The sequence below is a fragment of the Agromyces molybdatiresistens genome, from assembly GCF_052748445.2.
Map to the genome: position 1 here is coordinate 981,999 of NZ_CM188258.1, position 16,227 is coordinate 998,225.

Here is a 16,227-nt window from a genome sequence, read left to right on the forward strand (position 1 = left end):
CCCGGGCGACGCGATCCGCCGGGAGTCGAGTCCCTCGGATCGCACGACGTCGACGGCGCGGCGCGCGTCGGCTCAGCTCTGGCTGGAGATCGCGAGCCCGCCGAAGATCAGCAGGAACATCGCGAACAGCCCGCCCGCCGCGACGGCGATCCACCCGACGATCACGGCGGTGAGGGCGAGGCCGCGACCGCGCTCACCGGTGTTCTTGATCTGCGACAGCGCGATGTGGCCGAAGATCAGGCCGAGGATGACCGTGAACCAGACGGTGACGATCGCGACGATCGCCCAGACGTTCCATCGATCGGTCTGCGGGGCAGTGGAAGCTGTCATGGCGCGAGGCTAGCGGTCGGCGCACCGTCGCACAGGTCCAAGGGCCCGCGGGTCCGCCCGTCGAGTCCGCCCGCGGGTCCGCCCGGCGGCGGTCAGCGTACCGCCCGGCCTCGCTCGTGGGCCCAGATCGCGAGCTCGACACGGTTGCGGACGCCGAGCTTGGCCATGAGGCTCCCGAGGTGCGTCTTCACGGTGCCGAGCGAGATGTGCAGTTCGCGGCCGATCTCGGCATTGCCGAGGCCGCGGGCGACGCCGGCGAGCACGTCCTCCTCGCGGTCGGTGAGCGGCGAGGTCGGCTCGGGCACCGACGAGCGGGCCGCGGCGGATCGCGCCGACGCCGGCCCCGCACCCGCGAACGCCTCGATCAGCCGCACCGTCACGTTCGGGTCGATGAGCGCGTCGCCGCGCGCCGCGGCGTGCACCGCCTCGCGCAGCAGGGTCGGCCCCGCGTTCTTCAGCAGGAACCCGCGCGCACCCGACCGCAGTGCGGTGTAGACGTACTCGTCGAGGTCGAACGTCGTGACGACGACGACGGGGATCGGCTCCGCGACATCCGGCCCTGCGAGCTCGCGCGTCGCCTCGAGCCCGTCCATCACGGGCATCCGGATGTCGAGGAGGCACACGTCGGGCCGCAGTTCGCGGGCGAGCGCGACGGCGGCCGCGCCATCCGGTGCCTCGCCGATCACCTCGATGCCGGGCTGGGCGTCGAGGATCATCCGCAGCCCCGACCGCACCAGCTCCTGGTCGTCGGCGATCAGCACCCGCACGCTCACGACGACCACCCCGCTCGCGGCAGCACCGCGGCGACGAGCCAGCCGCCGCCCGGGGCCGGGCCGGCGGTGCAGGTGCCGCCGAGCAGCGCCGCGCGCTCGACCATGCCGGTCACGCCGAACCCCGGTGCAGCGGATGCCGCGGCCTCGCCGTCGTCGCGCACGTCGAGCCGAACCCCCTCGGCGTCCAGTCGCAGCCGCACGTCGATGCGCGTCGCACCCCGCGCGTGGCGACGTGCGTTGGTCACCGCCTCCTGCGCGATGCGGAACACCGCGGCGCCCACCGCCGGCGGCAGCGCCTCGGACCTGTCGTCGCCCTCGACGTGCACCTCGACGACGGGCCGGGCACCGTCCGCTCGGGACGGCTCGGCGAGCCGCCGCACGTCGGCGACGCCGGGTGCGGGGGCCAGCTCCGCGGCATCCGCTCGGCGCAGCACGCGGACGATCGACCGCATCTCGTCGAGGGTGCGGGAGGCCTCGCCCTCGATCACCGCGAGCGCGCGGGCGGCCGCACCCGGGTCGGTCGCCGCGACCGCCGTGCCCGCCTGCGCCTGGATCGCGATCGCCGAGACGTGGTGCGCGACCGTGTCGTGCAGGTCGCGCGCGAGCTGCTCGCGCTCGAGCAGCCGGGCGCCCTCGAGCTCGCGCTCGCGCGCGCCGGCCCGCCACCGGAACGCGAGCCCGAGCGTGAACGTCGTCGCGATGACGGCCACGCCGCCGATCGCGTCGCCGAGTCGCGGTGGTTCGACGAGCGCCGGCACGATCGCCCCGGCCAGCACGATCGCGGCGCCGCCGAGGATCGCGCGGCCCGATCCCCAGCGCATCGTCGCGTACACGAGCAGCAGCAGGTACGCCGTCGCGACGAGCTGCGGGTCTCCGCCGAGGACGAGGCCGACCGTCGTGCCGGCCCCGAACGCGATCGCGAGCATCGTGAACGGGCGCGTGCGTCGCCACAGCAGCGTCGGCACGAGGGCGACGAGCACGACCGCCCAGACCCAGCGCCACGGGACCTCCGGGCGGGCGGCGGCCTCGATCACGATCACCGGCGGCAGCGCGGCGACGAGCACCCAGTCGCGCCGCACTCGGCGAGGGGGAGGGGGCTGCGCGGCCGGCGCGTCCCAGAGCGCGCGGATCCGGCTCGTCATGGCCTCATGATAGGGGCGCACGTGCGGCGGCCGGCCGGACTGCGGGCCCCTGCGGGCCGGGGGTGCGGCGGATGCCGCGGCGTGCCCGGCGCCGGATGACGACCTCGGCCACCGCGAGGTTGACGACCCAGCCCGCGCCCATGAGCACCGCGTGCACCGTCTCGTCGGGTGCACCGAGCACGAGGGTCCACGGCAGGAACGTGAACACCTGCGTGCCCGCGCCGAGGCCGATCGCGTACGCCCGCGTCATCCAGGCGCTGTGCGTTCGCACGTCGCCGCGGCGGATCGCCACGACCGCGATGACGATGCCGGCGACCATCGCCGCGCCGAAGCCGAGGCGCATCACCATCAGCGCCGTGCCGCTCGGTGCGGGCAGGTCGTAGGCGACCGCCATCCACATGCCCGAGAGCGCCGACAGCACGCCGGCCGGCGCCAGCACCCGACCCGCGCGCCGATGCCAGGCGCGACGACGCAGCGACGGTGCGAACTGCAGCGCGCCGAGCACCAGGAACGCGACCGAGCTCACGATGTGCACGACCACGGGCACGGGCGAGTCGAAGAAGCGCGCGTTCGCGGGCGTCACCGCGGCGCTGCTCGCGAGCTCGGTGAGCCGGAAGGCGCCGGCGGCCACCGGCACGAGGCTGAGCGCGATGAGCCCGGCGGGCGCGAGCCACTCGGGGCGGGAGCGGCGCCGACTTCGGGGCCGAGGCCGGGTCGGGCGTCGGGTGGCGGTGATCTCGGTCATGCCTCGATGCTCGCGAATGCGGATGGCGGCGCACATCGGCCGGTCGGCCGGAGTCGCCTCGGCCGATCGGCCGATCGCGGCATTGACGCAGCCGGACTCGGGGGCGACCATGGAGGCGGACGGTTCCGGGGGGAGGCGTCATGGGATCCGGACGCGAGCGCATCGCCGCGCCGCACGCGACGCGGGCGGTCACGCGTGCGCCCGGAGCGCGATCCGAGCGAGGCGCGCCGCTCCCGCCGTCGACGCAGGCCCGCGCCTCGCAGGCGCTGCACCACAGCTTCGCCGACGTCCGCGTGCACGCCGGGTCGGAGGGCGCGCGCATGACCGACGCCCTCGGGGCGCGGGCCGCGACCATCGGCCGCGACCTCTACTTCGCCCCGGGCGAGTACCGGCCCGCGAGCGCCGACGGGCAGCGGCTGATCGGGCACGAACTGGGGCACGTCGTGCAGCAGTCCGGCGGGCAGGCGGCTCGGAGCGCGCTCGCCGACCCGCAGGCCGCGGCGGATGCCGCCGGCGTCGCCGTCGCCGCCGGAGTCCGCGCGCCCGTCGGCCAGCCCGCCGTCGCGTTCGGGCTGCCGTCGCTGCAACCGCCGACGACGCGGCCGACGGAGACCGACGACGAGGCGGCTCCCCGGCAGCAGCAGCCCACCACCGGGCCGACGGCGGCGCCCACCGGGACGCCGGCGAACGCTCCGGCGCGGAGCTGGGACGACCGTGCGCGTGACGCGCAGGCCGAGACCGACCTGGCCAGGAAGAGCGCCGCGCTCACCGCGCTCGTGACCGAGGCGCTCGGATCGGGCTACACCGTCCACGAGGCCGGCACGTCCTCGCCGGGGCGATTGGCTCCCGCGGACTACCGGGGCGCGCCGACCGTCAACGTCGACGTCCGGCTGAACAGCAAGGACAAGCGCAACGGCAGGCCGGTCGGCCGGGTCGCGGGCCACACGTTCGGCCCGAGCGGCGGAACGCAGTACTCGATCCTCGGCCCGCTCGCGGTGCGACCGGGCAGCCGTGCGGACGTCCGGCTCTACGCCGACCACGAGCTCTACCACGCGAGCCACCCCGCGGCGGGCGAGCTCGAGACCTGGACCGACACGTTCGTCCGGCACTTCCTCCCGGCCTTCGGGAACCAGTGGTCGCCGCTCATCCAGTTCTACGAGGCGGAGACGGCCGACGCGCGGGGCGCCTTCCCCCAGCGGGAGTCCACCATCCGGGCCATCCGCGCCTTCTACCGGGGTCTCTCTGACACTGCGGCGCCCGGTGAGCGGAACAGCGACAAGCGGAAGTTCATCCTCTGGTTCCGTCGACGACTCTCCAGCCACGGCTCGACGGCGTTCGTCCGCGACCTGTCGGCCGCCACGGGGGTCACCGCGACCACGCCGTAGGTCCGTGACGCCTCACCGGGCGCGTCACCCGCGACCGCGCCGCAGCGCGCGCAGCTCCTCCAGCTCCGCGAGCCAGCGTTCGACCGCCTCACGGACGTTCGCGACCTCCTGCTCCGCCTCTTCGTCCTCGACGTCGAGCTGCTTCGCGACCGTGGCGGCGTTCTGCTTCAGCTGCGGCACCCGGCCCGCGAGCTTGCGCACCTCGGGGGAGGCGAGCACCGCGCGCGACTCCTTCCCGGCGACGCGCCGTCGCTCCTCGGCCGCGTCGGCGCCGGCCGGCAGCTGCGTCACGTCCTCGCGCGAACGCTCGAGCAGTTCGTCGAGCGAGGCGTCCACCGGGTCGACCGAGCGATCGGCCACGTCGTCGGGCAGCTTCGGGACGACGAGGACCATGCCCGGCCGCGGCCGGTCGAGGTCGATGCCCGGGTTGGCGCGGCGGAGCGCGTCGATGACGGCGTCGCGCTTGGCATCGCCGAAGCGTGCGCCGATGAGCGCGACCGAGATCTCGCGCGCGTCGGCCTGGTCGCCGACGATGAACAGCTTGGGCATGGTGCTGATCCTCCCTGATCTGACGAGCGTCGGGTCAGAACCCGGTCTGGTTGAATGTGGCCCATCTCGCTTCGAGACTGCCCCCGAAGTTCGTGATCGGCGTGCTGCTGAGGTTGCCGAGCACCGCGATGCGCTTCGGATCGACGTCGACCTGGCCGGACGGGCGGCCGCCGCGCAGCCGGTTCTGGCCGACCGTGGCCGAACGCGCCACGACGCGCAGCGCGGGCGCCTCGCGCTCGACGTGCGCGTGCACGTGGTTCGAGGTGACGACGACGTCGCCGCCGACGCCGACGAGGGCGGCGGGCAGTTCGCCGCTGCCCGCGACGATGTTCGCGTCGACCGTCACGGACGCGTCGCCCGCGGGCGCCGCCAGCGCCAGGAACGGGCTGACGGCGAAGGTGAACGCGCCGGTGCCGAACACGAAGTCCCGCACCGAGTCGGCGGACGGCTCGTCCGGGTGCGCATCTGCTCCGACGACGAGTCCCTGGAACCCCGACTGGCCGTCCGCCTCGGGGTCGACGGGCTGGCGACGCGTCGCGTTGCCGTCGACCTGGCAGCGACGGATGCGGCCGCGCACCGCGATGCCGATGTCGCGTCCGCCGACCTCGACGAAGCCCACCCGGTCGACCGAGTTGCCCGCGACCCGGGACTCCAGGCAGGCGAGCACGTCGATGCCGACCGAGGCGCCGGCCGCCTCTCGGGCGGTCGCGACCCCGTGCACGATGTTCGACTCGATGCCGGCGCGTTCCGCGCCGACGACCCGGATGCCGACGGTGCCGTCCGCCGCGTCCGACGGGCGGGAGCCGACATCCGTCACCGTGTTGTGCGACACCGAGACCGAGCCGGCGCGTCCGCGCTCCTCCATCACGATGCCGTGCAGCGCGCGCTCCACGACGTTCGACGCGACGTCGAGCGAAGCGACCGGGCCGAGCACGGCGATGCCCCGGCCGCCGACGTCGCGGACCCGGTTCGCCGCGATCCGGACGGCGCCGCCGAGCTTCGCGAACGTCGACGGGAGCACGGCGATGCCGTCGCCGCGCCGTTCGAGGCTCGCAGCCGTTCCGGCGACCTCGTTGCCGTCGACCGTGAAGCCGCCGGCGGCGACCTCCACGCCCGCGCCGGCGACGATCACCGTGTTGTCGGCGACGACGACGCCGGCGGCCGGTGCGACCGCGCCGAGCATGCGGATGCCCGCCGTGTCGGCGCGGAGCACCGTGTTGGACTCGATGCGGTTGCCGGCGAGGTGAGCGACCCGCCGGTCGAGCCCGATGCCGACGTCGCGGCAGACGAGGAGGTTGTCCCGTGCGTCCAGCTCGGCCGTGAGCAGCGCGACGCGCTCGTCGTCGCCGGAATCCCCGATGCCGATCGGCCCGACGACCACGTTGCCGACGAGGGTCGTCCGAAGCGCGACGCCGGAGAGCGCGATGCCGGGCCGCGCACCGTCCCGCCCGCCGAGGACGAGCACGGTCGCATCCTCGACCGTGACGGCCGCCGTGGAGCGCACCTCGATCGCCGGTTCGACGCCCGAGGCGAAGACCGTGAGCCGCTCCACGGTCACGAACGCGCTCCGCTCGATGCGGATGCCGCGTGCCGGCGAGACGAGGACGGTGCGCAGGCCCTGGCCGCGGATCCGGATCGAGGAGGTCCCGTCGACCACCACCCCGCCCTCGTCGAGGCGGTACATGCCGATGCCGAGGCACACCGTGCCGCCGCCGGCCTCGCGCACCTCGTCGATCGCCATCTGGATCGTGAGGGCGCCCGACTCGTGCGACTCCCGGCTCACGCACACCGTGCAGTCGCACCCGCCGCCCTCGCAGTCGCACTCGGGCCAGTCGGGACGGCAGTCGCCCGGGTCACCGGGCAGATCCAGCACGGCGAGCCGCGCGTAGTGGTGGTGGATGCCGAGCGGGGGCGCGTCCACGAGGAGCGGGCCCTCCTGCGGCGGGCCCGCGGCGGCGTCCGCGGCGCGGGCGGGCACGATCCAGTGGTCGCCCGGCCGGAAGTCGGCGCCCGTGGTCGAGAAGCCGACGGCGAGGCCGCGCTCGAGGACGATCCGGTCGGTCGTCGACGCGGGCACCGGGATCGCTCCCGTCGCGGTCGGCAGGTCGAGGTCGACGACGAGCGACCCGGTCGACGTCACGATCGGTCCGCGCTGGTCCCATCGCCGGATCCGCAGGTGCCGTTCCGCCGCGGTCGTCGCGTCGAGCCTGAGGTCGGCGGGAAGCGCGGGGTCGACGGTGACGGTGCCGTCCTCGTCGTGCACCTCGATGCGGCGCAGCTCCCCGGGCGTGCCCGAGAACTCGCGGTGGTCGTCGAGGACCTCGACCCAGTCGCCGTCGTGGAAGCCGAGCACGTCGTCCCTGCCGAGCGACGCGGGGCGGATGACGGTCCCGGCCGAGACGACCTCGATCACGGGGCTCGCCACCGAGCCGTTGTCGCGCGACCAGGTGAAGGTCGCCGTGCCCGGCTGCCCGCCGTCGTGCACCTCGATCCGGTACGACTGGTGCTCCGGTCCGCGGTAGCCGCCCTCGGGCGGGAGCGCGCACGCGTCGTCCTCGTCGTCGACCTCGATCGGCTCGACCGTGAGCCGCGCGCCCGACGGCGCGGTGACCGCACTCCAGCCGGGCACGTCCTCGTCGGGCGTGCCGCACGTGATTCCCCCGCCGTCGACGGGGTGCAGCTTCACCTGCCACACGGTCTGCGTGCGCGCCGTCGTGTCCACGCCCACCGCCGGCTCGACGAGGTCGGGCGCCTCGAGGTGGGTCACCTCGCGCTGCCACACGTCGAGGTAGACGAGGTGGGTGCCGTCGGCCGGCAGGTCGGGCGGCTCGGGCAGGTACGGCTGCGCGTCGTAGGGGAGGTCGGCGACGGAGCCCCGCGGTTCCGCGAGGACGGCGTCGAACTCGTCGGGGCCCGCGCCGTGGTTCTCGGCGAGCAGCCCGTCGACGTACATGCGGCCCCGGCCGATCGTCAGCGTGTCGCCGGTCGAGACGATCCGGAACGCGTCGGGCGTGAGCCGGGAGACCGCCGCCACGCCCGCGATGCCGGGCTGCGGGCCCGGGCCGGCGAGGTCGGCGACGTTCGCCCTCAGGCGTCGTTCGAGGATGGCGACCAGTTCGTTCCAGTCGGCGTCCAGCAGCAGCCGTCCCTGCTGCATGACCACGCCGGCGTGGTCGCGGCGGGCGTCGAATCGCACGCGGCTGAGATCCGCTCCCATCAGTCCGTCCCCTTCCGGATGGAGGTGCTGTCGTTCATGTCGCGAAGAACCGGTCGGCGGCGAGGCCGAACCGGAGGTACTCGTCGAGCCGGATCCGCAGGTTCGACTCGCGTTGCGGCGAGTACAGCCGGTGCGTCGCGCCCATCTCGCTCTCGTCGTCGGCGCCGAGCCGGATCCGGTCGGGCGTGCCCTCGTGCAGGCGGAGGTAGGCGGGGTCGCCGTACCGCATCGAGGTGAAGCGCGGACGGGTGGCGAGGCGCACGCCGGCAGGGTCGTCCGGGTCCGGGGCGCAGTGGAACCGGCGGCCCGTGCGGGAGGCCTCGGGCAGGTACGAGTAGCGCACGCAACCGGCCTGCCGCCGCTCGGCGTGGATCGCGTTCGGCCGTGGATCGCCCGGGGCGAGCGCAGCGACGAGCAGGCAGTTCGAGGCGTCCAGGCGCAGGCAGCGGATGCCGCCGACGACGGTCGACTCGCGGAGGTCGAGGTCGCCCGCGGCCACCGTGCCGTCGCCGACCTCGAGGTCGGAGGGTCCGGTCACGGTTCGCGGCGAGGGGCCGCCGCGCCCCGCGATCGCGACGGCGGTGCGCGTCGACGCATCGACGATCGAGTCGACGACCTCGACGATCGAGCCCTCGACCGCGACGACGGGGCCGACGACGCTCCGCTCGATGCGGACCACCGCGCGCGGATCGAGCACGACGAGGCTCGCCCGGGTCGGCTCGGCCGGTCGCCCGTCGGTCGTGCGCGTGTGCCCGGGCACGAGGGTCGAATCCCGGATGACGATCTCGCGCCGGCCGGGCGCGTCGACCGCCTCGTCGAGCACGACGGCACCGCCGGCGACGAGCAGGCCGTCGAGGACGACGCGCGTGGCCGGTTCCATCTCGAGGCGGACCTCGTCGACGACGAGCGTCGGCCGCTCGTGCTCGCCCGCCGCGAGGCGGACCTCGACCTCCGGGTCCTCGGCGGGACCGGCGACGGTCGTCAGGGTGAGCGCGCCCGCGTACCGGTCGGAGTCGACGATGCGCACGGTGCCGCCCGTCGATGCGGCGTCGAGCAGCGGCTGGAGGGTCTCGCCGCCCGAGGCGTCCGTCGCGGGCTGCGGCGCCGGATCGCCTCCGGGCCGGGTGTTGCCGGCGCCGACCGGAACCGCCATGCCGAGCGCGAACGAGCCGAGCAGCCGATCGCCGGCGGCGACGGCGTCGCCGAGGAACACGCGCCCGAGCACCGGGTCGATCGCGACGGTGCCCGGATCGGGTTCGTGGGCCCACGCGCCGCCCCCGCCCGGGAGGTCGGCGAGGTCGGCGATCCGCACCTCGGCGACCGGAACCGGCTCGGGTTCGCCGCCCGGCGACAGCCGGTCGATCCGGACGGACCGGCGCGCCCGCGCCGTCGAGGCGCCGTACACGGCGGCAACGTGCTCCGCCGCCCAGCGCCGGCCGAGCGGTCGCGGCACGTCGGGCGGTTCGGCGAGGTGCTCGAGCTCGGACTCGATGCGGGGCAGCGCGAACAGCTGCATGTCGGTGCCGAGGGGGTCGAACCGGAATCGCCGGCCGTCTGCGGAGTGGGGGACCAGCGGCGAGCGGTCGACGGGTACGGCCTCGGTGCGCCAGAGGAAGACGGGAACCTTCCGGATGCCGTGGCGTCCGCGCCGTCGGCGACCGTCCGCGGCGATCGGCAGCACGTCACCCGTGTGCGCGAGGTCGTCGAACCCGCCGCCCATGGTGGCCACCCACCTGACCGCCTCGTGGTCCCGCAGGTCGGGAGTCGCGAGCGCGTGCGGCCGGACGTGGCCGGCGTACTGCGTGGTCGCGAGCCGTTCGAACGACTCCACGACGCGAGCCGGCCAGCCCGTGACATCCCGAGCCAACTGCTCGACGACCGCGGCCGTGCCCTTGCGCCGGCGGTAGGCGACCGTGTTCGCGACCTCGGCGCGCGGCGACGCCACCTCGGGCGCGACGCCGTGGATGACCCGGTACCCCACGAGCTCGCCGAGGTACGGCGCGGCCCACGGTGCGGCCGTCTCGACGAACTGGTCGTCGTAGAGCTGGGCGAGCTCCTCGGCGAGGACGTCGAGCTGGTCGCCGAACACGTCGAGGAGTTCGGCGAGCACGCCGCCGGTCTCCGCATCGCGCAGCCGGTACACCGCAGGGAGCAGGCCCCACAGGCGTGCGGCGGTCGTGCCGGGCTCGGGTTCGGTCATGACAGCTCCAGCAGCCAGTCGAGGGGATCGGTCGAGAGCGCGAGCAGCTCGGCGCCGAGCGGCACCGAACCGGCCATCGTCGCGGGCGCGGCCACGAGTCGCTCGCGTCGCGGCGGGAACGGGAAGCCCCGGTACAGGCGGTCGAGGTCGATGCCGACGACGCCGACCACGGAGGCCGCGGTCGCGACCACCTCGGAGGCGTGCACGGCGCCGCCGAGGTCGCCGGCGGGAGCAGCGTAGGCCGCGCGGAGCGCCGTCTCGACGTCGGCGAGGACGCGCTCCGCCTCCCGGTCCGGATCGGTCGCGACCTTCAGCGCGAGCCGGAAGGGCGCTGGCCGGCACGGGACGACCGCGACGCGCACGCGCGGATCGCCCTGGCGGCGGAGTTCGTCGACGAGGCGTTCGACGGTCGATTCCGGCGGCGCCTCGCCGTGCTCGTCCGCGACCGTCACGACGATCATCGGCGCGTCGCGCACCGAGAGCACCGTCGCCTCGGCCCGGCCGATGCCCGTGTACGCGAGCGCGAAGTCGGCGTAGTCGCGGAGCGAGACGGCGCGGCCGAGGGTCCGCACCGGGATCGGGATCGACCGGCGCGCGTGCGTGCCGTCCTCGGGGTCGACGCCGCCGGTCGCCGGCGACGGGTTCGTGACGCCCTTCAGGCCGAGCGGCCGGTCGATCGCCTGGCTCAGGGTGTCGCGGTCGAGGTTCCCGGCCGCGCCCGCGCCGACGCGGTAGCGCGCCCGGAGGTTGTTGGAGCCGCTCGGCGGGCGCGCGCCGTGCGCGCCGTCGCCGAACACCACGCTCAGGCCGCCGCCCGGATCGTCCCTCGTCGAGTACACGCGCTCGTCGGGGCCGGAGATCGCGGTCGTCGGCACCTCGCGCCAGCGCACGTCGTCGACCCGGACCTCGAGCGTCGAGGCGACGCCTCGCGGGTCGTCGGCCGGCACGAACGTGAGGGGGCCCTGCGACAGCGGGAACGCGGCGAAGGGCACCCGCGCGTCGCCGGACCCGAGGAGCTGGGCGACGGTCTCGCCGTGGGTCGCACGGGCGACGTTCCCGAAGACGACCGCGGTCGCGCGCGTCGGCGGATGCTGCGGCGCGGTCGTGAACGCGATGGTCGTGCGCCCGTCGGCGAGGGGGGCGGCCGAGTCGACCTCGAGGGCCTCGGCGACGGGCTCGCCGTCGGAATCGGTGCCCGCGAGCACGACGGTGCGCCCGGCGACCATGCCCGATGCGTCGCCGTCGACGACGAGCGTCGTGCCGGCCAGGAGCGAGTCGTCGGGCACCTCGGCGAGGTCGAGGCGTTCCGGCACCGCGAGCACCTTCACCTGGCGCGGCGTGCCGAACCCGCCCGAGTCCGGTCCCGCGAGCGTCAGGCGCGTGACGGTCCCCGAGATCCCGAACTCCGCGTGCGACTCCTCGCGCCGGCCGGTGACCCGGAAACGTCCGTTCGTCGCCGCGCTGTCGAGCACCAGCCAGCGGTCCGTGACGACGTCGGGGTGCGCGCCGTCGACGTCGACGGTCGTCGTCGATCCCGAGACCGCGACCGCGTCGAAGTCGGGCCACTCCGGATCGTCGGCCGAATCCGCCTCGTAGGCGTTCTGGAACTCGTCGCTCATGGTCCGCCACATCGGCGCGTTGTGCCCGAACACGGCGAGCCGCTTCCGGAACACGTGCAGCTCGAGGTCGTCGATGGGCAGGAACGGCGGCACCGCCGCGCCGACGGGTTCGGCCCAGGCGAGGCGGGTGCGCCCTGCCGCGTCGTCCGTCGTGACCTCGACGAGGGTCCGGATGTCCCACTCGCTGCCGAGCTCGCCGCCGGTGATGAGGATGACGTCGCCGCGCGCGATCGCGTGCCCCGTGCCCTCGATCCAGGCGTCGGTCGGGGTCGGGTCCACGGGCCAGGGCGCGGTGCGCACGACCGGCAGCGCGTTCCACTCCGGCCGCGCATCGATCGCCTCCACGGTCTCGAAGGTCTGGGGTGCCTCGCCCGGCCCGGGCACGCTCTTCACCCGGAGGCCGACGGGCAGCTCGAGCCGCTGCGGCACGGCCGGCGGGACCACGCCGGGGTCGTCCATCCCGGCGGGCGGCGGGGCGGGGGGCCGCTCGAGGGAGAAGGCGAGCCACGTCTCCGCGGCGGCGCCGCGGCCGAGCCGATACGCCACGAGCGCGCCGAGCTCCTGCAGCGACGCGCGCTCGACCGCCGTGCCGAGGTAGGCCTCGTTGGCGAGGCGCTCGGTGTAGAAGGTCAGGATGTCGCACGCGACGGCGAACGCGTCGAGCAGCGCGATCGACGGATCGTCGGCGTCGCGCGTGCGCAGGCGCTGCAGCGCGTGGCGCTCCGACGAGGAGAGGCTCGCGACCATCGCGTCGAGGACGTCGCCGTGCGTGCCGGACCGGTACGCGATCGACGGCAGTCCGGGCCGGTTGGCGACCGGTCGCGGCGTTCCCGCCGCAGCTCGGCAGGCGGCGCAGGTGCAGGCCGACGAGGTCACGAGCCGCCTCCGAAGCTCAGCTCGAGCACGCCGCGCTCGGGGAAGTTCGGATCGTCGTCGAGTCGCGCGATCTCGAGTCGGCCCATCGTGAGCACCCCCGTGCCGATCGCGCTCGTCTCGGGCCGGCGCTGGCGCTGGAACGCCAGCACCTCGACCGACTCGACGCCCGCGACGGCGTGCGCGGCCGCGAGCACCGACGAGAGGTACACGGGCTGGCCGAACGTGAACCGGTCCGGGTGGAAGAGCCCGGTCCGCCCGTCGGGCAGCACCTCGTCCGAAAGTGCCGACCGGAGGTCCCGCGCGACCGCCGACCGGTGGTGCTCCCGCTCGACGCAGACGTGCAGGGCGACCTCGAGCGGAACGAAGCGCGGTCCGTCGACCTCGAGGTCGTAGCCCGCCATCCGGTACCGCTCGAGCCTGCCGCGCAGTGCGGCCTCGAACTCGTCGTCGACCGCGCCGCCGCCGACCCGGTCGGCGGTGACGAACACGGTGTGCCACGACCCGGTCCAGCGGAACGTCGCGGCGGCCCTGGACACCCCGGGCGCCTCGCCCGACTTCTCCGCGTAGTCGGCCTCGGTGACCGCGCGCTCCTGCCGGGCGAGCGTCGCGGGCGCGTCGCGCCGGACCTGCTCGCCCGACTCCGGTTCCACGCCGCCTCGCGCCGGAAGCGGATTCGAGACGCCGGCGATCTCCTCGACCGCCGTCACGACGTGCCCGAGCCCATCGCGCCCGATGTTGCCGGCGACGCCGTTGCCCACCCGGTACGTCGCGGTGAACGACGTGCCCGGCGCCGGGCGCATCCCGTGCTCGTCGTCCCCGAACCGCAGGTACGCCGTGCCGTCGTGCTCCGCCTCGACGACGACCGCGCGGTCCGCGCCGTCGCTCGAGAGCAGGTCGCCGCGAGCCGTCCACTCGTGCGCCCCGCCGGGTTCGGCTCCCGAGAGCATGAGCGCGGGCGACGCCTGACGCGGGTCCGCGGCGACGGCGGAGGTCGCGGAGCCGGCCTCCTCCAGCACCTCGAGCGTGCCCGGCGGGTCCTCCCGCAGGAGCCACGCGCGCCCGCCCGAGCTCACGGCGTGCAGCCGGCCCTCGCCGGTCACGGGCGCGCCGTCCGGGATGCTCGCCACGTCGGCCGCGGCGAAGAGGCCCTGCAGCGCATCGCCTGCCGCGCCGGCCTGCAGCTCCGCGTCGAGTGCGGCGGTGAGCGCGGCCGTGACGAGCACGTCGCGCGGGCGGGCGACCGCCATGGTGAGCGGGGCGCTCGCGAGGGCGGGGCGGAACCGCGCGGGGATCGGCACGGGGTCGTCGTCGCAGCCGGCTGCCGCCCGCGCGAGCCTCGAGTCGGGGACCGTGCCGAGCGGCTCGTCGGTCACGACGCCTCCGTGGTCGGCGAGCACGATGTTCCCCCACGCCCGAGCGGTCTCGAGCCCGGCGTCGGCGAGGCACAGCGAGCGGGGCAGCGCGTCCTCCGGGTGCCAGCGGATCTCGGTGACCTCGTCGACGCCGTCCGGTGGGAAGAGGTGGCCGGCAGGGTCGGTGGATCGGCGCACCTCGACCAACCGGACCGCGAAGCGGCGGGACGGGTCGGCGTCCTCCGGCTCCGAGGTCACCGGCGAGATCGTCTCACCGAGCACGAGCACCTCGCCCGCGCGAAGCGCCTCGTGGTGGCCGCGCAACGTCGCGCTCGTCGCTCCCGCCGGGAGGGCGGCGTCCGTGCGACCCCACGTCCAGAACCGGAGCTCGTCGAGCCGGTGATCCAGCCGCGCCGCCTCGACGGTCGCGAACACGACGGCGCCGCCTGCGAGTGCGGCCTCGTGCTCGCGCGAACCCGGCTCGACACGCGAGGGCACGCCCGGCACGGCGGTCAGGAGTCCGGTGCCCGCCGGCAGCTCGACGGCGGTGGCGTTCTCCGCGACGTGCAGGCGCGCCCAGACGCGCGCGTTCGCGCCGTCGTGCATGCGGTAGTCGACGAGGCGCGCGTGCCGTCGCAGCGAGACCCGACTGCGGGCCGTGCCGAGGTACGCCTCGGTGGCGACCGCGTCCTGTCGGTACGACAGCTCGTCGGCCGCGTAGGCGAGCAGCTCGACGAGCGCGACGCCGGCATCGGCGGAACTGCGCTCGGTCCAGCCGGGCGCGAGCAGCGACATCCGCTCGAGCATCACACGCCGGAACCCGGGGTAGTCCTTCGCCAGGTAGTCGATCGGCGGCGGGTGGTGGACGCCCGGCGGGCACGTGCACGGCTGGAGGCAGTCGAAGTCGCTCGGACACTCGACCTTGAACGAGAACGAGACCTCGGCGAGCAGCGGATCGAACCCGGCCGGCGGCTGGTCGGTGCCCGGAGCGACCAGAGCGAAGCGGTAGCGCGAGAAGTCCCCGCGGGCGGCGGTGCGCACGACCAGGAGTGTCGCCGGGTCGTCGAACCCGCCGAGCAGGTCGGCCGCCTCGGCGGCGGAGAGGTCGGTCGCCGGGCGCGCCCATTCGACGCCGACCGTGCGGATGCGTTCGCCGCCGTCGATCACGACCCAGGACGCGGACACGGCGGCCGGGACCGGCAGCAGGAGCCGGACGTACAGCGTGCGCTGGCGGAGCGACTCGACGACCTCGTCGTGGTCGCGCACCTCGAGGTACTCGATGCCGTTGGCCGCCCCGGCGAGCTGCACGGTGAGCAGCCGATGCCGGTCGGGGCATGCGTAGCAGGTCATGGCGACACCCCCGCCGGGGTCCGGAACGATGCGACCTGGTGCGCGCCGGTCCGCCGGACCGCGTACGCGATCGTCGCGACGAGCGCGGCATCGCGGGCCTCGACGACCACCGACTCGACGGCGATCGCCTCCGACAGCTCCCGCTCGAGCGCCGCCCTGACGAGGAATTGCGAGGCTGCCGCTGCCTCGGGGCCACCCGGCTCGAACACCATCGCGAGCAGTCCGGCGCCGAACTCAGGGCGCATCACGCGTTCGCCGGGCGAGGTGAGGAGGACCTGCTCGATGAGGTCCCGCACATGCTCGTCGTGGTCGGTCGCCCGCGTGCGGCCGCTGCCGTCGAGCGACCACGGGAAGTCCACGGTGCCGGTCATGTCGCGCTCGCCCTCGGCTGGACCGCGACCGCGGTCATCGGGGATCCCGTCGGCATCGCGATCGACGTCCCCGTCTGCAGCGCCACGGGAGTGCCGCCCGCGAGGACCCGGGTCGCTCCGACCACCCACTGGCCGGTCGCGCACGGCGGCGATCCGGTGCCGGTGAGCGCACATCCCGCGACGGCGTACGGCGTCGCCAGCGTGACGACCGCCGAGCCCGACACGAGCACGCGCGGGAACGGGGCGAGGGGCGTGGCGATGCCGGCGTGGCTGCACATCACCACCGCGGCGGCGTTCACGATCGGTCCGGGCATCCGC

The 16,227-nt window shown here is 75.2% G+C and carries 12 protein-coding genes; 1 reads left to right on the forward strand and 11 read right to left on the reverse strand.

Features of this window, described 5'->3' with window-relative positions; genetic code table 11:
• Positions 1-72: 72 nt before the first annotated feature.
• The 4 genes from ACULK2_RS04475 to ACULK2_RS04490 all read right to left on the reverse strand — a co-directional run bounded on the left by ACULK2_RS04475 (position 73) and on the right by ACULK2_RS04490 (position 2,990).
• Entirely contained in the window at positions 73-330 is a 258-nt protein-coding gene (locus ACULK2_RS04475; protein ID WP_445968770.1) for a DUF4190 domain-containing protein, read from the reverse strand.
• A gap of 92 nt (positions 331-422) precedes the next feature.
• Positions 423-1,103 (reverse strand): response regulator, encoded by a 681-nt coding sequence (locus ACULK2_RS04480; protein ID WP_445968769.1) that lies wholly within the window; start codon positions 1,101-1,103, stop codon positions 423-425.
• Complete coding sequence (locus ACULK2_RS04485) at positions 1,100-2,245, reverse strand: sensor histidine kinase (protein WP_445968768.1); 1,146 nt, start codon at positions 2,243-2,245, stop codon at positions 1,100-1,102. The genes ACULK2_RS04480 and ACULK2_RS04485 overlap by 4 nt, the downstream gene beginning before the upstream one ends.
• 4 nt (positions 2,246-2,249) lie before the next feature.
• Complete coding sequence (locus tag ACULK2_RS04490; protein WP_445968767.1) at positions 2,250-2,990, reverse strand: DUF2306 domain-containing protein; 741 nt, start codon at positions 2,988-2,990, stop codon at positions 2,250-2,252.
• Positions 2,991-3,130: 140 nt separating this feature from the next.
• On the opposite strand from ACULK2_RS04490, the gene ACULK2_RS04495 reads away from it, so the two are divergent.
• Entirely contained in the window at positions 3,131-4,375 is a 1,245-nt protein-coding gene (locus ACULK2_RS04495) for an eCIS core domain-containing protein (protein WP_445968766.1), read from the forward strand.
• 24 nt (positions 4,376-4,399) lie between these two features.
• Here ACULK2_RS04495 and ACULK2_RS04500 read toward each other — a convergent pair whose 3' ends face one another.
• The 7 genes from ACULK2_RS04500 to ACULK2_RS04530 are packed head-to-tail and all read right to left on the reverse strand — an operon-like array spanning position 4,400 to position 16,223.
• Positions 4,400-4,924, reverse strand: coding sequence for a hypothetical protein (locus tag ACULK2_RS04500; protein WP_445968765.1), 525 nt, complete (start codon positions 4,922-4,924; stop codon positions 4,400-4,402).
• 34 nt (positions 4,925-4,958) lie between these two features.
• Complete coding sequence (locus tag ACULK2_RS04505) at positions 4,959-8,141, reverse strand: DUF6519 domain-containing protein (RefSeq protein ID WP_445968764.1); 3,183 nt, start codon at positions 8,139-8,141, stop codon at positions 4,959-4,961.
• Positions 8,142-8,175: 34 nt separating this feature from the next.
• On the reverse strand, positions 8,176-10,341 hold the full coding sequence (locus ACULK2_RS04510) for a right-handed parallel beta-helix repeat-containing protein (protein ID WP_445968763.1): 2,166 nt from the start codon (positions 10,339-10,341) through the stop codon (positions 8,176-8,178).
• Positions 10,338-12,836, reverse strand: a complete 2,499-nt coding sequence (locus ACULK2_RS04515; RefSeq protein WP_445968762.1) for a putative baseplate assembly protein — start codon at positions 12,834-12,836, stop codon at positions 10,338-10,340. The genes ACULK2_RS04510 and ACULK2_RS04515 overlap by 4 nt, the downstream gene beginning before the upstream one ends.
• A complete protein-coding gene (locus tag ACULK2_RS04520; RefSeq protein ID WP_445968761.1) occupies positions 12,833-15,538 on the reverse strand; it encodes a putative baseplate assembly protein in 2,706 nt (901 codons plus the stop codon). Before ACULK2_RS04520 ends, ACULK2_RS04515 begins: the two co-directional genes overlap by 4 nt.
• Positions 15,535-15,909 carry a GPW/gp25 family protein gene (locus tag ACULK2_RS04525; protein WP_445968760.1) on the reverse strand — a complete coding sequence of 125 codons (375 nt, stop codon included), beginning with the start codon at positions 15,907-15,909 and terminating at the stop codon, positions 15,535-15,537. Before ACULK2_RS04525 ends, ACULK2_RS04520 begins: the two co-directional genes overlap by 4 nt.
• A complete protein-coding gene (locus ACULK2_RS04530; protein WP_445968759.1) occupies positions 15,906-16,223 on the reverse strand; it encodes a hypothetical protein in 318 nt (105 codons plus the stop codon). The genes ACULK2_RS04525 and ACULK2_RS04530 overlap by 4 nt, the downstream gene beginning before the upstream one ends.
• Positions 16,224-16,227: the final 4 nt, after the last annotated feature.